The 24730-nt window shown below is 39.0% G+C and carries 23 protein-coding genes and 1 pseudogene; 5 read left to right on the top strand and 19 right to left on the bottom strand.

Annotated features, from left to right (window positions below):
- Window positions 1-125: 125 nt before the first annotated feature.
- From ACH32G_RS00420 to ACH32G_RS00460, 9 genes are all read right to left on the bottom strand, one after another.
- Complete coding sequence (locus ACH32G_RS00420) at window positions 126-605, bottom strand: DUF4944 domain-containing protein (RefSeq protein ID WP_049628537.1); 480 nt, start codon at window positions 603-605, stop codon at window positions 126-128.
- Window positions 606-737: 132 nt separating this feature from the next.
- The gene (locus ACH32G_RS00425) at window positions 738-1028 is read right to left on the bottom strand and encodes a DUF3902 family protein (protein WP_116746182.1); all 291 of its coding nucleotides are present in this window, start codon (window positions 1026-1028) and stop codon (window positions 738-740) included.
- A gap of 83 nt (window positions 1029-1111) precedes the next feature.
- Window positions 1112-1471 (bottom strand): hypothetical protein, encoded by a 360-nt coding sequence (locus ACH32G_RS00430; protein WP_049628536.1) that lies wholly within the window; start codon window positions 1469-1471, stop codon window positions 1112-1114.
- A 194-nt stretch (window positions 1472-1665) separates the two neighbouring features.
- Window positions 1666-2208, bottom strand: a complete 543-nt coding sequence (locus tag ACH32G_RS00435) for a GNAT family N-acetyltransferase (RefSeq protein ID WP_099744019.1) — start codon at window positions 2206-2208, stop codon at window positions 1666-1668.
- A gap of 149 nt (window positions 2209-2357) precedes the next feature.
- The gene (locus tag ACH32G_RS00440) at window positions 2358-3119 is read right to left on the bottom strand and encodes a GNAT family N-acetyltransferase (protein ID WP_064778963.1); all 762 of its coding nucleotides are present in this window, start codon (window positions 3117-3119) and stop codon (window positions 2358-2360) included.
- Window positions 3120-3167: 48 nt separating this feature from the next.
- Window positions 3168-3587 carry a UPF0715 family protein gene (locus tag ACH32G_RS00445; protein ID WP_327814394.1) on the bottom strand — a complete coding sequence of 140 codons (420 nt, stop codon included), beginning with the start codon at window positions 3585-3587 and terminating at the stop codon, window positions 3168-3170.
- 240 nt (window positions 3588-3827) lie between these two features.
- On the bottom strand, window positions 3828-4118 hold the full coding sequence (locus ACH32G_RS00450) for a YozQ family protein (RefSeq protein WP_327814314.1): 291 nt from the start codon (window positions 4116-4118) through the stop codon (window positions 3828-3830).
- Between the two features lie 61 nt (window positions 4119-4179).
- Window positions 4180-4293 (bottom strand): biofilm-forming protein, encoded by a 114-nt coding sequence (locus tag ACH32G_RS00455; RefSeq protein ID WP_269775035.1) that lies wholly within the window; start codon window positions 4291-4293, stop codon window positions 4180-4182.
- A gap of 338 nt (window positions 4294-4631) precedes the next feature.
- Complete coding sequence (locus ACH32G_RS00460) at window positions 4632-5006, bottom strand: hypothetical protein (protein WP_327814310.1); 375 nt, start codon at window positions 5004-5006, stop codon at window positions 4632-4634.
- A 251-nt stretch (window positions 5007-5257) separates the two neighbouring features.
- Between ACH32G_RS00460 and adhP the strand changes: the two genes are divergently transcribed.
- Window positions 5258-6274: an alcohol dehydrogenase AdhP gene (gene adhP, locus ACH32G_RS00465; protein WP_327814309.1), complete on the top strand. Its 1017-nt coding sequence runs from the start codon at window positions 5258-5260 to the stop codon at window positions 6272-6274.
- Window positions 6275-6391: 117 nt separating this feature from the next.
- On the opposite strand, the gene ACH32G_RS00470 is transcribed toward adhP, so the two are convergent.
- The 3 genes from ACH32G_RS00470 to ACH32G_RS00480 form a co-directional block, all read right to left on the bottom strand.
- Complete coding sequence (locus ACH32G_RS00470) at window positions 6392-6892, bottom strand: DinB family protein (protein WP_366969349.1); 501 nt, start codon at window positions 6890-6892, stop codon at window positions 6392-6394.
- 64 nt (window positions 6893-6956) lie between these two features.
- The gene (locus tag ACH32G_RS00475; protein WP_188154079.1) at window positions 6957-7868 is read right to left on the bottom strand and encodes a helix-turn-helix transcriptional regulator; all 912 of its coding nucleotides are present in this window, start codon (window positions 7866-7868) and stop codon (window positions 6957-6959) included.
- A gap of 352 nt (window positions 7869-8220) precedes the next feature.
- Complete coding sequence (locus ACH32G_RS00480; protein ID WP_045926671.1) at window positions 8221-8406, bottom strand: hypothetical protein; 186 nt, start codon at window positions 8404-8406, stop codon at window positions 8221-8223.
- Window positions 8407-8881: 475 nt separating this feature from the next.
- Between ACH32G_RS00480 and ACH32G_RS00485 the strand changes: the two genes are divergently transcribed.
- A complete protein-coding gene (locus tag ACH32G_RS00485; protein ID WP_016936006.1) occupies window positions 8882-8977 on the top strand; it encodes a YjcZ family sporulation protein in 96 nt (31 codons plus the stop codon).
- Window positions 8978-9208: 231 nt separating this feature from the next.
- On the opposite strand, the gene ppsA is transcribed toward ACH32G_RS00485, so the two are convergent.
- From ppsA to xylA, 3 genes are all read right to left on the bottom strand, one after another.
- Window positions 9209-11806, bottom strand: coding sequence for a phosphoenolpyruvate synthase (gene ppsA, locus ACH32G_RS00490; RefSeq protein WP_448813883.1), 2598 nt, complete (start codon window positions 11804-11806; stop codon window positions 9209-9211).
- Window positions 11807-12181: 375 nt separating this feature from the next.
- Window positions 12182-13684 (bottom strand): xylulokinase, encoded by a 1503-nt coding sequence (xylB, locus tag ACH32G_RS00495; protein WP_448813884.1) that lies wholly within the window; start codon window positions 13682-13684, stop codon window positions 12182-12184.
- Between the two features lie 115 nt (window positions 13685-13799).
- The gene (gene xylA / locus ACH32G_RS00500; RefSeq protein ID WP_047474837.1) at window positions 13800-15137 is read right to left on the bottom strand and encodes a xylose isomerase; all 1338 of its coding nucleotides are present in this window, start codon (window positions 15135-15137) and stop codon (window positions 13800-13802) included.
- 241 nt (window positions 15138-15378) lie between these two features.
- On the opposite strand from xylA, the gene xylR reads away from it, so the two are divergent.
- Window positions 15379-16533 (top strand): transcriptional repressor XylR, encoded by a 1155-nt coding sequence (xylR, locus tag ACH32G_RS00505; RefSeq protein ID WP_016936010.1) that lies wholly within the window; start codon window positions 15379-15381, stop codon window positions 16531-16533.
- Window positions 16534-16644: 111 nt separating this feature from the next.
- Here xylR and xynB read toward each other — a convergent pair whose 3' ends face one another.
- Together xynB and ACH32G_RS00515 are read right to left on the bottom strand one after the other, a co-directional pair.
- A complete protein-coding gene (gene xynB, locus ACH32G_RS00510; RefSeq protein WP_448813885.1) occupies window positions 16645-18246 on the bottom strand; it encodes a xylan 1,4-beta-xylosidase in 1602 nt (533 codons plus the stop codon).
- 41 nt (window positions 18247-18287) lie between these two features.
- Window positions 18288-19679, bottom strand: a complete 1392-nt coding sequence (locus tag ACH32G_RS00515; RefSeq protein ID WP_095240678.1) for an MFS transporter — start codon at window positions 19677-19679, stop codon at window positions 18288-18290.
- A gap of 555 nt (window positions 19680-20234) precedes the next feature.
- On the opposite strand from ACH32G_RS00515, the gene ACH32G_RS00520 reads away from it, so the two are divergent.
- Complete coding sequence (locus tag ACH32G_RS00520) at window positions 20235-21329, top strand: L-dopachrome tautomerase-related protein (protein WP_448813886.1); 1095 nt, start codon at window positions 20235-20237, stop codon at window positions 21327-21329.
- An 879-nt stretch (window positions 21330-22208) separates the two neighbouring features.
- Here the strand turns inward: ACH32G_RS00520 and ACH32G_RS00525 are convergent.
- Both ACH32G_RS00525 and ACH32G_RS00530 read right to left on the bottom strand, forming a co-directional pair.
- A complete protein-coding gene (locus tag ACH32G_RS00525) occupies window positions 22209-22355 on the bottom strand; it encodes a hypothetical protein (protein ID WP_164906834.1) in 147 nt (48 codons plus the stop codon).
- A complete protein-coding gene (locus ACH32G_RS00530; RefSeq protein ID WP_448813887.1) occupies window positions 22355-23467 on the bottom strand; it encodes a Rap family tetratricopeptide repeat protein in 1113 nt (370 codons plus the stop codon). The genes ACH32G_RS00525 and ACH32G_RS00530 overlap by 1 nt, the downstream gene beginning before the upstream one ends.
- Before the next feature lie 293 nt (window positions 23468-23760).
- On the opposite strand from ACH32G_RS00530, the pseudogene ACH32G_RS00535 reads away from it, so the two are divergent.
- Window positions 23761-24648 (top strand): annotated as a pseudogene (locus ACH32G_RS00535) (ribonuclease YeeF family protein); the annotation flags it as partial.
- Between the last annotated feature and the right edge of the window lie 82 nt (window positions 24649-24730).

A 24730-nucleotide genomic window follows, 5' to 3' on the forward strand; every position in this document is an offset into this window, starting at 1 on the left:
GATTTTACACATTCCAGGGTATTCAAGTGACTCTTTAATCGACCCAGATCAATTTAGAAAATCGAGAAAAACAGACAAAGCTAATTGTTTTGGATGAAAGAGAGGGTTATACCGCCCTTTTTAGTTCAGTCATACCAATGTATTCTTTTCAGTTTAAATTTTTCTTTATAGGACTCATGATCGGTTTTCCATACTGCTTCTACAGTGATTTCATGACCGATCACTTCATTTTCCGGCATATATTCAAACGTCTGAATATGATCTTCCCCCGTTCCGCCGCCTGCTAATTTCTCTCCGGTGTATTCTGAAAGATGATAGTCTTTATCTTCTCCATATTTCCGGCCGTCAATAAATAATGTTAATCTCTTAATCACCGTTTTCTTTTTATTCTCTTTATTGCCTCTGTAGTACAAATTCAAGAAATAATTAGGACCGATAGAGGTCTTTCCTGATTTTTCAATTGACGCTTCCCACGCCTTGTTCTGGCTATAGCCGATATATTTGACTTTCTCTCCTGAAATTAAAGAAAATAGTGCAATTCCGGCCGTTATGGTCAGAACAGTGATAATAATCAGCAATGTTTTAATGACTTTATACTTCTTCATTGCATCCCGCCTTTATCATTTAGAACGTATGGACATTAGAATTGTTACATTTAAATTCGAAAACTTAATAAATAGAGGTTCAGATTCCAGTCATCAAAAAAATACGAAAAATAAGCCATGTTCCCCTTAGTATCACATCCCCGATTGCCCTGCGATTATAATAAAAGCCGTCCAAAAAACTGTAACTAAAATAAGCATAACAGTTAGAATCATTAAAATGAGGCAACTTATCGACAGAACTGAGTCCTTGTTTTTGTTAAAATTCAGCGTAATGAATGATCCTGCAGCAAATATATACGACAAAATCGCACCGACCCAATACCACAGCATTGAGTCATTGCTCCAATAAGCCATTGATTGCATATAAATACTGAATAAACATCCTATCAAAGCTAATACGAACGAAACTAAATGTGACTTCAAGTTAGAGTTCCTTTCACCATTAGTTTTATTAGATCACATCAGGTAACGCCATCTTTTCATGATTAACGTTTTTTTTCTTAAAATTAAATAGATGTTTGATACGCGTTAATGGCTTGACTTCTCAACAGCATATTATCCTTCGTAACCAGTCCAAGATTGTATGCTTGTTTGATGATATCCAGCACTTGGTTATCGGTTTCAGTTACAGCTCGTCCTCCAGTGATTTTGGACTTCCAGTAATCGAACTTGTGATGTAACTCTGAACTGCTTTGCAGATTTTGATTTTCAACCACTTTGCCATTCTCCAGCGCTTCTTTGAATTCAGTAAAACCAATTGAACATTGCTGATTCGAACTAATTCCTGCACCTTCTGTCGCTAAACTGCAAAATGCTAAAAACTTTGGATCTTTCGTGATATTGTAAGAGTTATTTAGGCTTTCCATCACATTCACGCCTCTCTCGAATTTTACAACGTTACGGTAAATGATTTTCACTGCTTTTCCAAACCTGAATCTCATTTTGATCGTTACTAAACTAAGCATTTTTACAATTCCATAATCCATTGGTATTATCGGTAATTTTATTGAAGAATTTAACTTAAACGCAAAAAAACCTGCCCCCGGCAAGGTTTTTTCCGTTAACTATGTTTTTGTTTTAACCATTCTTTCTTTAGCAGTGCGTATTGGAAAGTGTTTTCATATTTAGGTGTTCCATCCTCATATTTTGTAAACGAAATAAATTCAAGAAAATAACCTTCTTTACGCATACCTAATCTTTCACATAATTTTTGTGACTTGTCATTATCATCTTCAACATATGCATAAAGCCTTCTTGCGCCTTTTTGCATAAAGAGATACTCAAAGAAAGCCTTTACACTTTCACTGGCGTATCCCCTCCCTTCAAATCGAGCATTGAAATTCCAACAAACGGAATATGTATCAGGCTCTTCTTTTAAATAAAATAGTTCCCCGATCAGATCATTACTCTCTTTTAAACAAACAGCAATATAAGAATCATCTCTGCTTCTTTTTTGAACGTTTAAGACTGCTTCTTCTATCGTAGAAATTCTGTCATCAAGAAAGCAGTTCACTCTCGGATGTGCCGAATATTCCAAAAGGCCGTGCGAATCTTCCTCGCTAAAATTTCTTAAAACTAAGCGTGGGGTTTCAATTTTTTGCATTTGTTAGTCTCCTTTTTTTGAAATGTTTCTTCAACAGGCCTCGCCCGTTTGTTAAAGAACGATCTCAATCTATTTGTACTATATATGTTATCATTTTTGTCCAAATCAATAATGTGATCCTCATTACCTAGAATATGGAGAAAAACCAGTTAAGCCATTAAAAGCTTATTGAGTAACTTTTCAAACTTATTCACGCTCATCATTTCATGAGTGAGAAATTCTCCATTATAAAACACGCTGAAAGTTGTCCAGATTGCCGGTGATGTTTGGGCCTTATCTTTGGAGGATAATCGATGAGCCTGAAAATGAAGCCCTTTCTTTTCAGTCAGTTCCTTCAAATCCTCTAACACTCCGACTGCGAATGGACATTGAGCTGTATAAAATATTGTGATCCCCTCATCATTAAAAGAACAACTTTTAACCTGTTTTTTAAATACAGGAGGAGCTGCATGCTCATTCCAGGTCAATGACATTAACTGAAAATAGGGTTTTGCTTCATCTTGCAAAGTAAATCCCATATGCTCGAAGAAATGCTTATCACTTAAATAGGGAAGTTTTTTCTTACCAACTATATGAACAATTCCATCCATACCGCGGGATTTGGCATCTTCCGCACATTTATCTAACAAGTGTTTCGCATGTCCGCTGTTCTTATATCTCCCCGAGACCCAAAGACAATTAATATACATAAAATTAGGAGCGCTTATCGGAACCCACGCTTTTTCTGCAGGTAAATATTCAATAAAAACTTTTGCCCGCTCGTTTAATCGATAAAACACCAAACCATCAGCCATTCGATCTTTAAGCCAGCTTTTCTTTTCCGTTACGGCCTTCTCATATTGTTTCGCACCTAGTGCGCAGCAAATATGATTGTCATCAATATTGTCCTTTTTCAATTCAATGTATTCCATTATGATCTCCCCATTCCAAGATCAGCGTTTAACCCGAAATTGTTAAGCTCATGTTTTTTCTATAAAAAACTGCTTTCTCAGAAATATAGAGTCCCAAAACCAATAGATTAACGCAGCAGTAATGCTCATCATGTAATAAATGAAATTCTCGAAAACTCTAACATCAATGGAATGACTACCCATGCACCAGAACAAGAACACAGCTAAAAAAGCGACTGCTGTATAAATGAAAAGATGAATCAAACTACACTTTTTCGGCTTCTTTCTTAACCAAAATTGCACAGGAACAGCAAATAAAAAGTAAGTGACGAAAGCGTAAAAAGCAATGATAACTACAGTGACTAATGCGAATGGCACAAAACCCGAGTATACAAACATATACAATCCAAAAACAAGACCAAAAGACATGCTTGAAAACGCCAATGTGAAAGCATAACATTTTAAGCTGCTCCGCGCTGCCCCTTCGATTTATTTCACCCGCTTTTTAAAATTCAGTTCTCTAATTTTTCATTTTCTTCCTGTTATTTAAATCAGTATATATTGATCACTTTAAAAGATCTATATTTTTTGAAATCTTTTTTTGCCCATAAAAAAGGTCAAGGAGATACCTTGACTATAATCTTCATCCGGTTCATCATGTTCAAATCCAAAGGCCGGTAAGTATCAATATAACGGAACTGACTTCTGCAAGAAAGTTCCGTTATATGACTATTCCAAATTTTGATCAATCGTTCCTTCAAAATAGTCATCGCTGACCTGTTCATGTGTTTCAGCCAATCCTTTTTCCAGTTGCGTATTTCCCTCATAATCTGATGTGTCAAAATATTTCCCTGCCGTGTTTGTTGTGTCAGTTTCTTTATGATGAGTTTGTGTTTCTGTGTCTGTCTGGTTTGCTTTGGTATCGCTGGATAAAGATTGCTGCTGAAAATCATAGTCCTTGTCCAAAGAAGAAAATCTTTTGTAATCGTCCGGTCTGTCTGCGCCATGTTGTTCAGCCATGTTATTCACTCCATATTGATCAATTTTGTTTGACGGGTGTAACTAAGTGATCATTTTTATTTCATTTATTTTTGTTTTGAACTTTTTTGGGATCATCTGCTTTAAAAGCGGTTTCGGTCTCATGGTCTTTTTTTAATTGTTCAATGCTTGAATTTTGGATTCCTTTTTTGCTCACTGGTTCTCACTCCCTTTCAAATAGAATATAGACCGTTCTTATTGTGTCTATGGGAATTATATTCATACACTATTCGGTGGATTTTCTTAAAAAGAAGCTTCAGACAATCGCTTTGAATTAAGGCTTTCAAAGATAACCTTTGCCTATAAATTCTCCTTATCAATCAGCCCATCACACCCAATGACCGCACTTCATAAAAAATCCCCTCCTTCCGAGATGGGGATTTATCTGTTTTTCTTCAACTGAATAACGCTTGATAAGAAGCGGGAAATTCTTGATTGACGCGCTGCACTTCCCGTGCAAATTCACGTTCCTCTTCTGTCACTCTTCTCAGTCTGTCAGCTTTTTCTTGTGAGTCTATGTCGGCTCCGGGAGGAACAAACCGATATGGAATATGCCCTATCTTTGACTGAAACAAATTGTTTTAACAAACCATGTAAAATGACCCCATCTTGAAGGTTTGTATTTGATCCAATATAAAAGGGCGTCCCTTCATCTGCGCGAACAGCAGCATTCGGCCCGACATAAACATTGTCCTTTATTCTCACGTCTCCTATCACACTGGAAAACGGACTGATGAATGATGTTTTATCAATTTCAGGGTATCTCTGAACCGGATTAAATGACGTAACAGGGTTAGGGCTGATAAATGGCGCAAAGTTAGCGGGCTGGTGATTATCAAGGTTTTCTTCCGTCAGCTTTCTATCACTCAAAAAAAAGACCTCCTTTGAAAACGTACTATTATATATACTATGTAAATTCCGTTCATAGAGAGACGACAAATTCCTATTTAAACACTATTCGGATAACAAATAATTTCTAGTATCTTTATAGCGTGCGCCCTCAATAAATTTTTAGAGATACTTGTCCGCAAAGTTATGTAAGGGTTTTCAAAAGAAGAGTATTATGCTAAATTGTAAGATAAGTACCAATTTTCTGCAAATATTTGAAAGGGGTGTATGTTGTGAAAGCAGTAGTAGCAACGAAGGACAAAAATATAGCGATCGTACAAAAAGAATTGCGTCCTTTGCGACACGGTGAAGCCAAAGTTAAGATGGAATACTGCGGTGTATGTCATACTGACTTGCATGTTAAAAATGCTGATTTCGGGGATGTGACAGGCGTCACTTTAGGTCATGAGGGAGTAGGCATTGTAACCGAGATTGGTGAAGGCGTAACAAACCTGAAAAAAGGAGACCGCGTCTCCATTGCGTGGATGTTTGAAAGCTGCGGCCGCTGTGAATATTGCTTAACAGGCCGTGAAACCTTGTGCCGCGATGTGAAAAATGCCGGCTATACAGTTGATGGCGCAATGGCTGAAGAAGCAATCGTGGCGGTTGATTATGCAGTGAAAGTGCCTGAACATTTAGATCCGGCAGCCGCAAGCAGCATTACCTGCGCAGGTGTCACAACTTATAAAGCAGTAAAAGTCAGTGAAATTAAACCTGGTCAGTGGATCGGTGTATTTGGAGTCGGCGGTTTGGGCAACTTGGCTGTTCAATATGCAAAAAATGTCTTTAACGCTAAAGTGATTGCTTTCGACATTAGCGATGAAAAACTGAACTTTGCTAAGAGCTTAGGCGCTGACGCGGTTGTAAACAGTATAAACGAAGACCCCGTCAAGAAGGCTAAAGAAGTGACCGGCGATTTAGGTCTGGATGCCGCGGTCATTACTGCTGTCTCAAAAATCCCTTTCAATCAAGCGATTGATGTTGTAAAAGCCGGTGCGCGTGTAGTGGCTGTCGGTTTACCGGTCGACAAGATGGAATTAGATATTCCCCGTCTTGTGTTAGATGGTATTCAAGTAGTAGGTTCATTAGTAGGAACCAGAGAAGACCTGAGGGAAGCTTTTCAATTTGCTGCAGACGGTAAAGTTGTACCTAAAGTGACAAAACGCCCGATTGAAGACGTGAATGATATATTTGAAGAAATGGAGCAAGGGAAAGTGACCGGCCGTATGGTTATAGATTTTACTTCCTAATGATTAAGGCTGCCGGGAATGATACGGCAGCCATTGAGCTCTATTCTTGCGCAGCGCCCTCACCTTTGTCATTTTAGTTCTGACCAAACGGCCGTTATTCATTTTGCAAGTACTGAACTAATCCTGATACCAATATAATACAAGGTCATTCATTGCTGAAGCGTAACCCAGCTGTCTTAACATAGTTGTTATGCTGCCCCGATGATAAGTGCCATGATTGGCAACATGGAATAAAATTTCTGAGTAAGCAGTTTCTCTGGAACCTAACCAAGGATTATGTAAGTTCATTTTTTGTTCTAAATCTGTTTGGTTATTCATCCATTCTTCAAACTGTGAAGCCAGTTCATCATAAGACGCCGCAAATTCATCTGCAGAATATAAATGAGTCCTTTCTGCATAAGCCGCAGAACCTTCCACTGCTTCCTGCATGTCTATTCCTTTAAGTACTTGCAGCCACATAGCATCCACCGCGCAGATGTGACTGAACGTTTGAGCAATTGTAGGATATGAACCGCGAACTTCTTCATAAAGAACGTTACTTGGTAATTCCTTTATTCTTTCTAATAACGCTTTATTCGCCCAAACATGGTACTGATACATATTTTTTGCATGGTTCATTTAACATCTTCTCCTTTAAAGTTGATGCTTATGATTATAAAAAAAGATATATGACAGCAGATCGTCATACATCTTGATAAACTTTCATTATTTTTTTGGCTTCAGCGATTAATTTTGATTGCAGCTGCACCGGTTTTATCATTTTAGCTCCGCTGCCAAAGCTTAAGAGAATTGATATAAGCCATCCGGCATGCAGAGGCTGATAAACAGAAATGGTAAACGTCATACTTCCATCACTGTTCATAACTTTAGACGCGTTCTGAAATTGATCTAAAGCTTTTGCCAGAGAATTGGGATCAACCCAAATGACAACATCCTCAAACCCTTCCGCATTGGAGTCTGAATAAGATGAATCATCTTTCACTTTGTGACTGTGCATAAACTCTTCTTGAGTCAGCGTTATATTCATCATACGTGATACTTTAAATTCTCTAACATCTTGACGTTCTCTGCAATAACCATATACATACCAATTACGGAACTTATAATGGAGATGGATTGGTTCTGCTTCACGTGAGGTAAATTCATTTTTATTGCTGACATAATCAAAGCGTACCACCTTTTTTTCATGTATAGCTTTTCGCAGATGCCTTAAGGAATTCGGTTCTGTTCTAAGGCTTTCCAACTCAACATACAACGTCCTGTTGCCGCTTGTATCCAGAGATTTTAATCTATCTATCGTATGTTCAACTTCCCTATCTTCAAAAAGACTCGATAAACTGCTTAATACAGTGATAAGATTTAATACATCGTGAGATCCGATTAAACTTTTATCAAATTTGTATCCTTTCATAATCCCGAAACCGCCGTTAGCACCTTGATATGAAACGATCGGTATTCCAGCAGCACAAATCGCTTCGATATCTCTATAAATTGTCCGCGATGATACTTGAAATTCATCAGCTAAACTGGAAGCAGATAAAATTTCATTATGTAAGAGCTTGAATATGATTGATAATAAACGTTCTAATTTCAACTCTCAATTCCTTTCCTCATCATTGATTAAGATCAGCGGTAATAGTTATTAAGATCTTGTTTTGTTCATTTCATCGACATTACCGCCTTATAGATGGTAAAATTTCTTAAAACAAGCAAAGGAGCACTGTTACATATGAGTCTTATCATTCTAGCATCAATGCTTTTATGGGGTGCAGTGATCCACGAACTAAGCAAACCTTCCAAAAAGCAAAGCAAACGAAAAATGATCTCTTTGGTATCCTTGGGTTCTTTGTCTACTTTAGTCATTACAATTTCGCTTTTTTCCAATTTGAATTGACCGACATATATCATGAGGAAACCCGCCAGAGTTTCCTCATGACACTGACGATCTACTCACTACACTTTTTACAGTAAACCTTATCAGCGAATTTACTTAACACTCTGTCCATTCTCCCCACAGGCATCATCTTCTCACTTGGAAGGGTAATATGAGCTGTCAGCCCATCACCAGATTTTAATGTTTTCCCGCAGATGGAGCATTTTAACTCTATATTAAAGAAATGTTTTAATCCCATTCAGAAGCCCCCTTATTTATCTTTATAAAAGTAATACGTTACTGCTTTATAAAAGTTTCACTTCGTTCCGGTTGATCTGTGCCCGCCCAACAGGCATCACCTTCCCCTGTGTCCAATCTTGTTCGTTCACTTTAATGCGTTCTCTTCCAAAACGAAAAAAGGAAAATACTTGTTATTTGTCGTATGCTGCGCTTGCCCGGGAAATGATGAATCATTCTTTCTTGGATTATTTCTCATTATCTAATTCATTTCGTGCGAGGATAACTTCGCTTCCATCGTGAAGTAAAACGGCATATCCTAAAGGTTCTTACTCTCAACTAAACATGCCATAGCCTAAGGAGAACCGAAAATGATATTTCATTCATCAGCCCTTCATTTAGACAAAAACTTCATTTTTTCTCCTTTAGACTAAAATCCATGTCGAAATTTATCGTGCGGCATAGTATATACTATCCTAACAAGAGGAGGTGGCAATATGGGATACTACGGTGGAAATTATGGCGGAAGCACTTTCGTCTTGATCGTTGTGCTTTTCATTTTGTTAATCATTGTAGGTGCTGCTTTCCTTTAATAGCACATTGACGAACCATATTCGTCTCCCAAGAAAATTGCATCTCACAGTTCGGACAGACGCCATAAGATCTTTTTATGGCGTTTTCACTTTTGACATTAAGTCATTTTCGCATAAAAAAAGCCGGACTCCACCTTTAACAGGTTCCGGCTTTTCTTATTGTTCGACCTTTGTTATTACCATTGGTACAAGTGCAGAGAATACTTGATGTCCCGGTGCACACACCCGCTATTATAATATTTCAATACAGCCTTCTGTTCCATGTACGCGGATTCGTTGCCCATCTTTTATCAATTGGGTTGCATTTTCAACTCCAACAACTGCAGGTAAACCGTATTCACGTGCTATAACCGCTCCATGGGTCATCAGTCCGCCAACTTCCGTGACCAGGCCTTTTATGGATACAAACAATGGTGTCCAGCTGGGATCGGTAAAGGAGGTAACTAATATATCCCCCTCTTCCAAATTGGCATCTTCCATGTTTAAAATAACACGTGCCCGCCCCTCTATGACTCCCGAGGAAACAGGAAGCCCTGCAATCGCTCCGGCCGGGAGATTTTCTCGTTTGTACTCGCCTGTAACGATTTCGCCGTCAGACGTGATAACACGCGGCGGAGATAGTTTTTCATATACTTTGTACTCGTCTTTTCGTGTACTGATGATTTGGTAATCCAATATATTTGTGCGTACGACTTCTTGAAGTTCTTCAAAAGTAAGATAGTATATGTCTTCTTTTTCTTGAATAATACCCGCTTCGGCGAGTTGTTCGGCTTCTTTCAGTAAAGCCTGCTTATAAACAAAATAGCGGCTGACCATTCCGTATTTTGGATATTCTCTGAAGCCGCTGAAGTTCCGGATGATGCGGATCATTCGTTCGGTTTCTTTGGCTTTTTGTTCACCATCCGGTAATTGCTTCAATCGATCTAATAACTCTTGTTCTTTCTTCAATGCCTCCTGCCGCCCTTGCTCAAATTTCTGCCGGCTGGCATTTGGCTCAAAGTTTTTGAGATTATTAAGAATCATAGGGACAAGTGCAGTTGGTTTTTCGCTCCATCGAGTTCTTGTCATATCAATTTCTCCGGCACATCGCATTCCGTACTTGTTGAGGAAAGCATAGATGGCGTCATGGATTTCCTGTCCGCCTTCAAATTTCACCAGCTCATCCAAAAAGGAATCATCTTTTACATCCTCTAAATAAGCAATTATTTCTGGATAAGGACGGATCACATCGGCGACGTCCAATAGCGCAAGCCCCATTTCTGAAGTAATATTATGGGGTACAGATTGAGAAAGCGTGTCTGCTGCGTTTTTTTCACCTAACCACTCGTTCATTTTTTCGTTAATCCATGATGAAGCATCCATTGCAGTTCGAATTAATACCGAACTTTTTGGGTTAAATAAAATCTTCTTTAATTCCTGGATATCATCCAAAATAAAACGAAATAAATCAGATCCTGATTTCGTCTGGATGTTTTGTTTTAAAGCTTCTATCGATGTTTCACTGCTCTTAATCAAATCAGAAACAATTGCCGGATCGTTTTCAGTTTGATCCGGCATATCGGCATTGCCTTTTCCGGGAATCGGTGCCGTTTTATCAGGTATCGGCTTAATGAAATCACGTCGCTCTATTATGGTCATAAGTGCGTCTTTTAAGAGCGGATCGTACTGCCCCATGCCTTTTAAGAAAACTTCTCTGACTTTAGGGGATGCCAGATGATGTGTGACATCAACAAATAGCCTTCCGCCGGCTTTACGCATGGGTGCAGAAGTCGTCAACAGAAAAAAAGACAATCCAAGGGGTTTTATGGGGTCCGTCATCATTTGTTGATGACCAACAGAGATATAGACGTGATTTTCTTGATCGTTCGCTTCAGGAACGGGGTATAACGTTGTGATCGGACGACTCTGGACAATATAAAAAGTATCGCGGTCCAAACACCATTCGATATCTTGCGGCTGGCCGAAATGAGCTTCGATCTGCCTCCCGATACGTGCCAGCTGTAAAATTTGTTCATCAGTCAGTGTTTGAATCTTTTGCTGATGAAGATCGATCTCTTGTGTTTCCGTTCCGCCATCTTTTCGTCCATAGACAGCCTTTTTTTTAGTTTCTATTCTCTTATCGACGATTTGCCCGTCCTGTACTTTATAACAATCGGCAGATACTAAGCCGGAGACCAGTGCTTCACCAAGTCCAAAACCGGCATCAATAGATAGCAGCTTTCGGTTTCCGTTCACCGGATCAGCGGTAAATAAGATCCCCGAAGCCTGAGGGAAAACCATCCTTTGGATGATAACGGATAAATAAACTTGGCTGTGATCAAATCCATTTTGCATACGGTAAATGACCGCGCGATCAGTAAATAGGGACGCCCAACATTTACTGATATGCTGCAAGATTGCATCGACACCGGTAATATTTAAATAGGTGTCTTGCTGACCGGCAAAAGAGGCGTGCGGTAAATCTTCAGCAGTCGCACTAGAACGCACGGCATAGGCATGTTCTTCGCCATACCGGGAGAGATAGCAAGCAACTGCTTTAACTACATCGGAAGGGATTTCTGCTTCCATAATGGTTTGCCGAATTTCCCTGCTGATTTTACCGATTTGATCCCGATTCTCCACTTTCAGCATGGTCAGTTGATCCAACAGCGCTTGTAACGTTTCGTTTTGTTCAATGGCTTTTTGATATCCTGCTGTTGTGACACAAAAGCCTTCTGGTACTTGTATTCCTTGAATTTTTGATAATCCCCCTAAATGCAACCCTTTTCCTCCAACGAGCAAAGGCTGTGTTTTTTCAATTTCGTGAATACCGAGAACCAAAGAACTCATTCTATATCTCCCCTTCAAAAAAAATTGACAAGAGCTTTTCAGCATGATATAATCATAATACAAGATGTATAACTATGACTTTTTACACAGAAAGCACGCGTGATCTGATTATATCACCGTGTCTGTTTTTGTGCAATATAAAAAGAACCTGGCCAATTTGGCGGGGTTCTTTTTTAATTTTCTAAGGAACTCCTGAAGTTGAATGATAGCTGTGAATCCATTGCAAAAAGGTATCCCCACGGAGTCCGAATGATTATCTGTTTCCTTCGACAAATGACATTATTTATAAGCAGCTTTGCCATCAAAGCTTTTTAGCATTTAATTGTTCTGTCATTGATCTCCCGGCAAAAACACTCTCTTGACGACCCGCACTTATCATTCATTTTCCCGAAAACTCTTCAATGCTGTATTGAGATCCTTTGTGTGAGTGTAAATGTTCTTATACAAATCGAATAGTATTTTATATTTTTGAACATTTTGTTCTTCCGGATAGAATACAGCAGCCTCACGTATGAATTGCTCTGCACATTCTTCAAGGGATTCAAACCACCCGCTCCCGAAGGCAGCTAACATAGCAGCTCCCATGGCGGGACCTTGTTCATTTTCTAACTTAATCACCCTCGTATTGAAAATATCAGCTTGCATTTGAAGCCACGTTTCATTTTTAGCTCCCCCGCCAATAGAGACAACAGAATCAACTGATTTTCCCGCTTCGCGGAATAGCTCAATTGATTCATTCAAAGAGAATGTGATGCCTTCCATTACCGCCCTCATAACATGCTCTCTTTTATGGGACGCATCCATTCCGATCAAGCTTCCCCGAATAGATGAATCCGCATGCGGCGTTCTTTCACCAACCAAATAAGGAGTATACAGCAGTCCATTTGCTCCTATCGGAATAGCTTCCACCCCATCCAATAATTGTTCAAACGATTCGTTTGGCGCAAACGTTCTTTTAAACCAGTCTAAGCTGTATCCAGCAGCGAGCGTGACTCCCATCGTATAAAAAGAATCTTTTTTTCCATGATTAAAAAAGTGCACTTTCCCTTTAAAGTCTCTTTCTTTGTCTTCTTCACAGGAAAGTATGACCCCTGACGTCCCAATACTGCATAATGTTTTTCCGGATGAAAGAATACCGGCTCCAATTGCACCGCAAGCATTATCTGCTCCCCCGGCGTACACTTTTGTTTGTTCCATCAGCCCTGTCTCCGCCGCGACGTTCGGAAGCAGCGATCCCGCACAATCATGGGATTCAACAAGCGGAGGACAAATATCTGCAGAAATACCGAATTGATTGCAAATATCAACGCTCCACTCCTTGCGGGTAATATCTAAAAGTAACGTTCCCGCCGCATCGGAGTATTCAGTGTGAATGGCACCGGTCATACGGAATCTCACATAGTCTTTCGGAAGCAAAAAAACAGCAGTTTTTTTAAAAAGTTCAGGCTCATGTTCCTTCACCCATAACATTTTAGGTAATGTAAATCCTTCTAGTACACGGTTTTTTGTGATATCAAGCAGATGATCGCCAAATGTCTCGGTCATCCTCATACATTGAGGCGTCGTTCGGGTATCATTCCAAAGAATCGCATGACGCAGCACCTGCCCATCTTGGTCAAGCAGGACTAACCCATGCATTTGTCCTGAATAGCTTATCCCGTCTATATCTTCGGCTTGAACACCGGATTCAGAAACCAATTCAGCCAAGGCATCAATTGTTTGCTGCACCCAGTCTTCGGGATTTTGCTCACTATACCCCGCCTTCTCTTGAATAAGCGGATATCTTTTGGACGTTTCTGCACAAACCTTGCCGTTTTGATTGACTAAAATGGTTTTAACGGCGCTCGTTCCAAGATCTATTCCAATGACATACTTCATTTTTTCACTCCTTTCCCTCTCAATAGATCCCCATTGAAACTTCCCGCCAGAACGGGAAGTTCCGGGGCAGCTCGGCTTTCCCTGCTAAAACTTTTTAGCGGATCAAGCTTCTTTGTTATACCTCTAAAATGTATTGGTTCAATATCGCTTTTAACCGCTCCTGTCTCCCTGATTCGTTTTTAATTGGCTGATTGTTTAGCGCATATTGCTCAAGTGTCTTAAAATCAGCTCTTCCTTCTGCAATTTCAAGACCGATCCCTTCGGTAAAGCTGCGGTAACGATGCTGAATCACATCTTCAAACACACGGTCTTCGATTAATTTGTGAGCGACTTTCAATCCCCTTGCAAATGCATCCATCCCTGCAACATGGGCATAAAGTAAATCATCAGGCTCAAAAGAAGATCTTCTGACCTTTGCGTCAAAGTTTAATCCGCCGCTTCCAAGGCCGCCATTTTGCAGGATTTCGTACATGGCTAATGTCGCAGAATATAAATCTGTCGGAAATTCATCTGTGTCCCAGCCTAACAGCGGATCACCTTGATTTGCATCAACAGATCCAAGAAGGCCATGCACTCTCGCCATTCGTAATTCATGTTCGAATGTATGCCCGGCTAATGTGGCATGATTGGCTTCGAGATTTAATTTAAAATGACTGTCTAAGCCATATTGCTTCAAAAAGGCAATGGTTGTTGCTGCATCTGTATCATATTGATGAGTGGTCGGCTCTTTTGGTTTTGGTTCAATCAAAAATTGCCCTGTATACCCGATTTCCTTCGCATAATCCACTGCCATATGCATGAATCTGGCCAGATTATCAAGCTCAAATTTTAAATCCGTATTTAACAATGTTTCGTATCCTTCACGTCCGCCCCAAAATACATAGTTTTCGGCGCCAAGCTCTTTTGCTGTTTCCAGCCCTTTTTTTACTTGTGCTGCGGCATACGCAAACACATCTGCATTGCAAGAAGTCGCGGCACCATGGACGAAGCGGGGGTTCGTAAACATGTTTGCAGTATTCCATAATAGCTTCACGCCGCTCGTTCTCATGTACTCTTTCATCATGCTCACGATAATATCTAAATTTTGATTTGTCTCTTTTAACGTACTTCCTTCAGGTGCGATATCCCGGTCATGGAAAGCAAAAAATGGCGCATCCAGTTTTTCAAACATCTCAAATGCTGCTTCTACCCTCGCTCTCGCCAGATCCATGCCTTTATAACGATCCCACGGTCTTTGCATCGTAGCCGCTCCAAACATGTCTGTACCGTCAGCGGTAAATGTATGCCAATAAGCAATAGAAAACCGCAGATGCTCTTTCATTGTCTTTCCGCCGATTACTTCTTGAGGATTATAATATTTAAATGCTAAAGGATTCGTGGAATCTTTCCCTTCATAAATCACTTTGTTTACGCTTTCAAAATAGCCGGCTGTACCGGAATGAGACTGAGCCATGACATTTCCCCCTTAAAAATAAATTCAAGCGCATTTTATGTCATATTCACATGTTAGTTTGTTGCTTAAACAAACTAACATATTTTCATCTTATATAACCTCATCAGTATTTTCAATATTTTTTTTAGTTTTTCACGAATACATTAGATATAATAAGGTTGGATTCGCTATGTGTGACGCTTCGCATGATAACACAGAAAACTCAACTTAATTTAAAGATTATACAAATGGAGTGGATGAAGTGGATATCGCTGATCAAGCCTTTGTCAAAAAAGTAAACCAAAAGTTATTATTAAAAGAAATCCTTAAAAACTCACCTATTTCAAGAGCAAAATTATCTGAAATGACCGGATTAAATAAATCAACCGTTTCATCACAGGTAAACACTTTAATGAAAGAAAACCTTGTATTTGAAATCGGTCAGGGACAATCAAGCGGCGGCAGAAGACCTGTCATGCTTGTTTTTAATAAAAAAGCAGGATACTCCGTAGGAATAGATGTCGGGGTCGATTATATTAACGGCATTTTAACAGACCTTGAAGGGACGATCGTCCTTGATCAACACCATCATTTGGAATGCAGCTCTCCTGAAATAACGAAAGATATTTTAATTGAGATGATTCATCACTTTATTGCGAATATGCCGCAATCTCCGTACGGGCTTATCGGTATAGGCATATGCGTTCCCGGATTAATTGATAAAAATCAAAAAATTGTTTTTACTCCGAACTCCAACTGGAGAAATATTGACTTAAAACCTATCATCCAAGAGAAGTTCAATGTGCCTGTTTTTATTGAAAATGAGGCAAATGCCGGCGCATATGGAGAAAAAGTATTTGGCGCTGCAAAAAATCACGATAACATGATTTATGCAAGTATCGGTACAGGGATAGGGATCGGCGTTATAATCAATAATGATTTATATAGAGGGGTTGGCGGATTCTCTGGAGAAATGGGACATATGACAATAGACTTTAATGGTCCGAAATGCAGCTGCGGAAACCGGGGCTGCTGGGAATTGTATGCTTCAGAGAAGGCTTTATTAAAATCTCTTCAGACGAAAGAAAAAAAAGTATCCAATCAAGATATCATAGACCTCGCCCATCTGAATGATGTTGGAACTTTACGTGCCTTACAGAATTTCGGCTTCTATTTAGGGATAGGCCTGACCAATATTTTGAATACATTCAATCCGCAAGCCATCATTTTAAGAAACAGCATCATTGAATCGCATCCTATGGTTTTAAATTCAATCAGAAGCGAAGTGTCGTCCCGGGTTTATTCCCAATTAGGCAATAGTTATGAATTATTACCATCTGTTTTAGGAAAAAATGCATCGGCATTGGGAATGTCCTCTATTGTAATTGATCATTTTCTTGATATGGTTAATCATTAAGTTTTACGTTGTTTTTACATGCTGAACAGGAGTATTTCTGAAGGAATTTTTCACATAGGACACGATATGAAAAAGGAGTTCTAAAATAGAAGCTCCTTTTTCTTGTGCGCATTATTTTTCTTTATAACGAAAATATCTGAAGTCAGCCGGAATGTGGTGACCGCTGGTATCTTGGCACTGCATCCCTACAAAAGCTCCTGTAAAGAATCCTCCTCCGCGGATGTAATCATCTGATAATTTTTTCGATTCTAATGTAATGTCAATTTTATGCCAGTCTTCTTTGTTAAACGAATAGAAATAATAATATTTTTCCTTTTCGATATTCACTTTTAAATAGACATACTTTACTTCACCGGGGATCACCATTTTATTTTTTAATGGCTGTGAAAAAGAAAAGTTATCACATATTGTTAATTCAAGAATACGGCCGAGTTCTTCATCATGCGTGACTTGAAGAGCCGTCCAGTTCTCTGTATTGTAATAGTTCACCAATCCAGCGGCTTGTTGAAAATTCTCCGGGAAAAACGCTACAGCTGTTTCCGCTTCAAAATGGAGACTTTGCCAGCGTCTGGCTACAAATGCCTGAGTAAATGCCGAGGTTAATGATTCATGGCCGTATAACCGCAAATGATTTGGCACTTGAGTCAATGAGCCTAATTCTTTCGTGAACGGAATCCTTAACGTTTGAAAATTGATATTTAATGTTGAGTTCTCGAATTCATCAACTTCCGGGTACGTTGCTTCAAATATGGTTTCAGGAATAGAAGGCGCTTCCACCTCCAAACTTCCCTCTTTTCCGCCAGCTACATAAGGCCATTCATCTTTCCAATAGAGTTTTTGAATAGCTGTTTCTCTGCCCAAAGGACAATAACCTCGCTGCTGAAAAATTGAATCATCGTCCGGATGAATAGGACGCCCCGTTAAATGAGCTAAATACCACTCACCTGTATGTGTTTGAACGATGGATGCATGCCCGCATTTTTGCAGCAGATTTTCCGGATCATGCCATGACGTTAAGATAGGATTATCAGGATGAACTTCATATGGCCCCTCAATATTTGCAGAACGGGCAATTGTAGCAGCATGTTCGAACCGCGTTCCTCCTTCTGCAGTTAATAAATAATAATAGTTCCCGATATGATAAAGGTGCGGCGCTTCTGTCAGCTTTCTTTCAGTTCCTTTAAATATCACTTTCGGTTTACCGATTAGTTTTTGCTCCTTATCAGAATATTCCTGCATGACAATGCCTCCAAAGGAGTGCCGATCAATACGCTGATCCCATAACATATTTAATAAATATTTTTTTCCATCCGTATCATGGAATAAAGAAGCATCAAATCCCGAGCTATTTAATGTGATCGGCTCCCCCCAATCACCATCAATCGTGTCACAAGTCACTAAATAATTGTGGCAATCTTTCCAGGCGCCATCTACTACCTTAACATCCGTATAGATCAGCCAAAACTTCCCGTCGCTGTAACTTAAACATGGCGCCCAGACCCCGCCTGAATTAGGGTTTCCTTTCATGTCTAATTGCGAAACTCTCTGTAATGGATGTGCAACTAAGTGCCAATTCACTAAATCTTTTGAGTGGTGTATCTGGACTCCCGGAAACCACTCAAATGTAGATACGGCGATATAATAATCCTCTCCCACCCTGCAAATACTTGGATCGGGATTAAATCCTTTAAGTACCGGATTGATAATCTTCATCGGAACGCCTCCTTAGCTATTTTCTGTTGACTCATCATATTTTAAGCTTTGAAATCATCAATATGATCCAAATAAACCTTGTCTCTATTCTCTAATTCTCGAACCATGTTTTTATATTTTTTCTCATCTAAGTTATAGAAATTAATATCAATCATGGCTAAAACCAGTAAAAACACGGGAATAATGGTGGTTGTAATTAAAATTCCCGTCAATGCCTCCGCCGTTTGCACCTGATTTGCCACATATCCAAACTTATCTAAAACCAGCCCAGGTATAACCCCTCCCAAGGCCATGCCGAATTTAAAGAAAAATCCGATAATAGCGTATATGAGCCCGCCCATTCTTTTCCCGGTTCTGTACTCACCATATTCTATTGTTTCAGGAATAAGCGCCCACATATATCCCCCGGCAGTGAGACTTCCGGCAGCAGCCAGTAATCGAAAGGAAAGGATAAGGAATACATTACTTGACGGAACAAACAATAAAGCTAGAAGGCCGATCATATTCAGTAATAATGCGTAGTTTAGTAATTTCTTCTTCCCCAATAATTGATGAAGCTTTGGAATAAAAGGTAAAATGACCAGAGCGGGCAAACTTCCTAACAAACCGTACCACTTCACTAAATCCTCTCTTCCTAAGTTATAAGTCACGTAATAGATGCCGACCGAATTACTTATTGAATTCACTCCAAAAATAATAATAAAGAAAATACTTAATACCACAAGCGGGCGATTAACACGAAATTGCTCGAATATATCCGAAAATTTAATTTTTTCTTCAGATTTTTGAAGAGTGACACGCTCTTTTGTGCTTTTAAAACAAAAGATTAAAAGACACCCGCCTATGAATCCCATAATGGCCATGGTTAGCTGCCAGCCAAGAGATTCGCTGCCTGAAGTATCGCTTAAATAAGCAGCCAGTAAGGGAACAAAAAATGCAACGACAAGTCCCCCAAGATTCGCAAATAACATACGGACAGATGTTATACTAACAACTTCTTGATTATTTCTGGTCATGGCAGAAGTTAACGCGCCATACGGAACGTTTATCGCTGTGTATGTAAGCGACAAGCCGACATATGTTATATAGGCATATATTAATTTCCCCATATCTGAAAAATCGGGGGTTGTAAAACAGAGGATGGCCAGTATGACAAATGGAAAAGCTCCGAATAAAAGATACGGTCTGAAGCGCCCAAACCTGCTATTTGTTCTGTCTACTATTGTTCCGATAAAAGGATCAGCGAGGGCGTCGATGATTCTGACCACTAAAAACATCGTACCGGCGGCGGCTGCCGATAAACCAAATACATCTGTATAGAAGAACAAAAGATAAGTAGACACCGTTGCATAAATTAAATTACATGCAAAATCCCCAGACGCATATCCAACTTTTTCAGCCATGCTGATCTTCTTTACATTTTCACTGAGCATGATTTCCTCCCCCTTTTCGATCTTTCATAAGGAACCAGTATGAAAGAATATAACATGTCTTCAAATTTATTGGGCAGTGCGCACTTTATAAAAGCGCTTTCATAAACTGATAGCCGATGACTTTCACAGAGCATTTTCATCAGATAAATGGTGATCAGATGGCTGCAATTTCATCTTATATGCCCGGAAAGGATAAAAGCCCCGTGCTTTCGTTTTTTAAATTCTTCTTTCGAGCCTCTTATCCCCCTTCCATCATGCATTTAAATTACGGGCAATTTAATCGGATTCCTTAGTTTGTTGCGTAAACAAACTAACTTGATTTAATCTTATAAAATCTGATCTGCTTTTTCAACTCCTTTTTCAGAAAATTTAAAACCGACCAAGGACATACCATAGTGTAATTGCCAACTGCTTCGACAGACGTATAAGTAAAAATCCCTTGTGGCTGACTGATCATCACCTTTTCGTTTAGAAAAACGTATTAATAAACATGCACTAGAAAAAATGCGAATCATATATAAGTCATATCCCGTTTAATTGGTTGAGGAGGATATTATGAAACCTATGCTGCCTTTTGAAAAGTATTTCGGTGATTTAGAACTGGTTTATGCATTTTATGGAGCTATGCCTACCGGTGTTACGGTTTCGGAAACTGGTCGTATTTTCATTTGTTTTCCGAAATGGGGAGACGATGTTAAATTTACGGTGGCAGAAATAGTTGGGGATAAATTGCAGCCTTATCCTGATTTACAAACCAATTTGGTTAACCCCGAGACTATCAAAATGACTTTCATCAGTGTCCAAAGTGTAGTTGCTGATGGAAGGGGAACGCTTTGGGTACTAGATACAGCGGCACCCAATTTTTCTGAACCAATTAAAGGCGGGGCAAAATTAGTCGCTGTTGATTTAAAAACCAATACAATCAGAAGAGTGTATACCTTTACAGAAGATGTTGTCCTGCCAACAACTTACCTGAATGATGTCCGATTTGATTTTCGTGTTGGAACTGCAGGTTATGCCTATATAACGGATTCTTCTTCCAAAGGACCAGGAGCGATTATCGTCGTTGATTTGGAAACCGGAAATGCATGCAGACGGTTAAATGGAGCAAATCCAACTTCACCGGATTCCTATTTTATACCGAAAGTAGAAGGCAACATTTTGATGAATCGTAACAGGGATGGTTCAACTTCCCCATTTAGGCTGGCATCCGACGGTATTGCGATTTCTCCTGACGGAAAGGTATTATTTTTTTGTCCACTGACCAGCCGCCATTTGTTCTCGATCTCAACAGTAGCCCTGAGAGATAGAAATATACCGGACATGGATTTACTTTATCATGTGGCGTATTGGGGAGAAAAAGGTGCGTCTGATGGAATGATTACAGATGCAAAAGGAGCCATTTATGCCGGAGATTACGAGAACAATAGTATTCGAAAAATACTGCCGAATGGCATAATGGAAACCATTGCACATGATCCGAGAATTTTATGGCCGGATACTTTTTCAATTGGTCCGGATGGATACTTATACGTCATCGTGAACCAATTACATCGGCAGGCTAGATTTCATTATGGAAAAGACTTACGACAGAAACCTTATAGTTTACTTCGTATAAAAATCGATGAATTACCTGCTCCTTCCTATTGAAAATGAAAAATGAAGGCAATCATATAATATCCTTATTTAAATATAAATGGTTATTCGAGCCGTTTATAATCGGCCTGTTGACGTATATAAGAAAAAAACAGACCTCCCTTGAGCCTCAGAACCTGAAGGAATAGGTCTATCATGAATATCAGCTGAGCAAGTCCTTTGATGGGCAGCTTTTATTACAGAGCCGGGGTGATACCAACACCCTGGTCTTTTTATTAAGGGAAAAACACTGTAACCCGTCTGTATTTTACAGTTTGTCACGCTGTTCTTCTTTTTGAAACTAGGGAAACAATAATTTGTCCAGGAAAGATTTGGACATGGAAATATAACCATCACTTCCGACCTATACTCCCATATCCCAGAGAAACTTTAAAATTCGTCAGTTGATGGTTATGAAGAATATATATGTTTAGTATTTATGGCGGTCAAAAACAAAAATCCCCTGACACTAATAGTGCCAAGGGATTGAGAGATTAATACTGAGACATATACTGTTCACGCTCCCAAGGGTGAACTTGCGTGCGGATTATAACCTAGGCAATATTTCAATGTCATAGTGCATGATAAATGTTGAATTAAAAAGGTTTTGTTATTTCTCTTCGAATAAGAAATCATCAAGTATATTATATTTGTGGGTGTTTTGTGGGTGTCTTTGTGGGTGCCCACACCTGTTCATTTTTAAATTTTTATTGTAATCTAAAGATATACATATAAAGGGATTAATTACATGTTTTCGCTTTATGAAGATGGGGTCTGATAAAAAGAGACAACTCCAATTATCATTAACACGATGACTATCCCTATGATGCTCCATAATGTTATTTTAACGCCTCATATTATGACCCCCATCTTTTAATTGAGACTTGTTTTTTATTATGTGCCGACTGGCTTTTCAGCTAATATATAAGTACCGACTGGCTTTTCAGCTACATGTTTATTAGAAAACCCCATAAAGCCCGCAACAGCTAACCCGCTCAAACAAGCAACAGATAATGCCGCAAAAAGAATTCTCTTTTTCATCAAATTCCCTCCAACTGCTTCATTTTCTTTTCAGCTAAAATAGCTTTATTAGAAAACTTTAGAGCCTCTTTATAAAGTCCCCTTTCTTCAAATTTTTTTGAAGTGATTAGAGCTAGATCGCGAATGCTGTCAAAGTCATTTTGTTCTGCTAATCTGTTCATATGACTGTGAATTCGATCAACACGCTCATTTAAAGGACTTTGTGAAAGCTCATGAATAATATTTATTTTAGCTTCGTATATTTTATTCTGTTTTTGTCTAAGATTTTCCTGTCCCTTTTTCAAATAATATGATGCTTTATTGTTTTCCCCCATCATCACCAGCTCTTTTGCGATCATATATAATGAATTTATATAATACGATGATCCACACCACTCTTTATTTCTTAATGCATGCTTAATCGCATTAAGACAATCTTGCGGCCGCTTCGCTTCTGAATATGTAATGCTTAAATTGTGATGAATCATAGCCACGAAAAATGAATCATCCAATTTCTTTGCCACTTTAATTGCTTGTAAATAATGTTCCTCCGATTTTTCGTATTGTCCCAATTCAGTGTAATTATGAGCAACCACCATTAAAGACGTCGCAAATTTCTTCAAGTAATTTTCATTATTCTTAAAGATATTCATTGCATTGGTTATATAATTTAACGATACGATGTTCTGGCCCAACATCATGTACATAGAGGCAACCTTTGAATAAAATTCTGCAGCTTCAATTTCATCCGGTATTAATGAAAGCTTTTTTTCAGCGATATTAAATAAACTTATGGCGCTCTCGAAATTCCTATTATATGACTCGAAAAGCGCTTCAAATAAATAAAAATAATATTCAATCATATGGTCTGTTTTTAGGATTTCATCAGCGTGGTTCTCATTAAAGTATGAATGAGGCGGCAGCTCCTCCCCTTTAACCTGATACAAAAGCATTTTATGCCTTTCTTCCAGCAGAGAATAATACATTAACACCTCTTGATCCTCTTCCATTTCATCTAAAAGTGGTTTGATCTCTTCAAAATATCTCTCAGCAGACTCATCGTCTTGTTGTTTTATCGCGATATACCAATCATTTAATATATTTGCAACTCTTTCAGAAGCCAGTTTACTCATATGATAAACCCCTCTTTCTACAAATATTCTAAATTTTCTCAAATAACATTCTAGCATACGTTTAGCATAATATGTAATATATAGAAATAATTTTCGACATGCCGCAATTCTTATTTCGTTTTTACGCAATCAGAGGAAAGGGCAATTTAACCTATTTTTAAAAGTTCGAATCAAAGAATAACAGTAAAAATAAACCAATCCAAAAGAACCATTTTGTATTTGGAAGTTTTGTTATGTATTTACTCCGGCTTTCATCGTGGTAAAATAACATTTTATCGCGAAAGGATATGATCATGAAAATCTTTGAAGCAACTACCCTGCTTACTGTCGCCAAACAACGTGCAAAAGAATACAAAGAATTGCGCAGCCAAATGACGAACCTGAAAAATGCGTTTCAAGGCATGGCAGACCTGGGCGACAGCGATTTTTCGGGCAAAGGCGCCGACAACATCAAAGCTTTATTTCAAGATCACGCTGGCGTCACAGATGAATGGCTGGAATTGATTGATATGAAAATTGCGTTTCTCACAAGCATAGAAGCTATGATTGAAGATGCCGGGCTTTCAGATTCTTATGTGGAAGAATCTTTCCTTGAACATGAATTGACACACGCACTTGATAAATCAAAAGCGATTAGGCAAGAGCAGCGTAATGAAATGAAAGGTATCCTTGATGAAATCGCAGATATACTGCCGCTCGATCTCTTTTCAACCGATAACGTGGATCAAAAATTAGATGATTCTGATACAACAAAAAGAGATACAATACATAAAATTGGTGAGCTGGATAACAACCTTTCAAATGAGTATGCGCTGACAGAAGCTAATGAGGCGTTTATTATGGCAGATTTTCAGGCATTACAGGATGCGACAGGGAAAGGCAAAAACGCCACCCCGCTCAACTATAATGCTAAGGCGTATCGGGAAAGTGAAATCCACCAGATGCAAGCAGGATTACATAAGCAGTCATCCGAATATCTTTCGTTCAAAAAGCAGCAGGCTGAAGAGCGAAGAATAGCCAAGGAACAAGAAGAGCTCGCGAACAGACCTTGGTACGAAAAAACATGGGATGTCGTTTGTAATTTTACAGGAGAAGTTACTGGGTATTATGATTATAAAAGAGCGGCTGATAGAGTTGACCCAGTCACAGGTGAAAAACTCACGGCAGGTCAGCGAGTCGCACCTGTTAATTCTTCCTCACCTGTCACTAAGTTTGTTTGTATCTTTTTGATTTTTCTTTTTATTTCTACAAAAGGAACCTCTT

The organism is Bacillus sp. CIS52, from assembly GCF_053545315.1.

Bases quoted from the DNA above. Each gene is read 5' to 3' on its own strand.
- ACH32G_RS00420 (WP_049628537.1), bottom strand. From the start codon at position 605: ATGAAGAAGTATAAAGTCATTAAAACATTGCTGATTATTATCACTGTT.
- ACH32G_RS00430 (WP_049628536.1), bottom strand. From the start codon at position 1,471: ATGGAAAGCCTAAATAACTCTTACAATATCACGAAAGATCCAAAGTTT.
- ACH32G_RS00435 (WP_099744019.1), bottom strand. From the start codon at position 2,208: ATGCAAAAAATTGAAACCCCACGCTTAGTTTTAAGAAATTTTAGCGAG.
- ACH32G_RS00440 (WP_064778963.1), bottom strand. From the start codon at position 3,119: ATGGAATACATTGAATTGAAAAAGGACAATATTGATGACAATCATATT.
- ACH32G_RS00450 (WP_327814314.1), bottom strand. From the start codon at position 4,118: ATGGCTGAACAACATGGCGCAGACAGACCGGACGATTACAAAAGATTT.
- ACH32G_RS00470 (WP_366969349.1), bottom strand. From the start codon at position 6,892: ATGAACCATGCAAAAAATATGTATCAGTACCATGTTTGGGCGAATAAA.
- ACH32G_RS00480 (WP_045926671.1), bottom strand. From the start codon at position 8,406: ATGGGATTAAAACATTTCTTTAATATAGAGTTAAAATGCTCCATCTGC.
- ACH32G_RS00485 (WP_016936006.1), top strand. From the start codon at position 8,882: ATGGGATACTACGGTGGAAATTATGGCGGAAGCACTTTCGTCTTGATC.
- ppsA (WP_448813883.1), bottom strand. From the start codon at position 11,806: ATGAGTTCTTTGGTTCTCGGTATTCACGAAATTGAAAAAACACAGCCT.
- xylB (WP_448813884.1), bottom strand. From the start codon at position 13,684: ATGAAGTATGTCATTGGAATAGATCTTGGAACGAGCGCCGTTAAAACC.
- xylA (WP_047474837.1), bottom strand. From the start codon at position 15,137: ATGGCTCAGTCTCATTCCGGTACAGCCGGCTATTTTGAAAGCGTAAAC.
- xynB (WP_448813885.1), bottom strand. From the start codon at position 18,246: ATGAAGATTATCAATCCGGTACTTAAAGGATTTAATCCCGATCCAAGT.
- ACH32G_RS00515 (WP_095240678.1), bottom strand. From the start codon at position 19,679: ATGCTCAGTGAAAATGTAAAGAAGATCAGCATGGCTGAAAAAGTTGGA.
- ACH32G_RS00520 (WP_448813886.1), top strand. From the start codon at position 20,235: ATGAAACCTATGCTGCCTTTTGAAAAGTATTTCGGTGATTTAGAACTG.
- ACH32G_RS00525 (WP_164906834.1), bottom strand. From the start codon at position 22,355: ATGAAAAAGAGAATTCTTTTTGCGGCATTATCTGTTGCTTGTTTGAGC.
- ACH32G_RS00530 (WP_448813887.1), bottom strand. From the start codon at position 23,467: ATGAGTAAACTGGCTTCTGAAAGAGTTGCAAATATATTAAATGATTGG.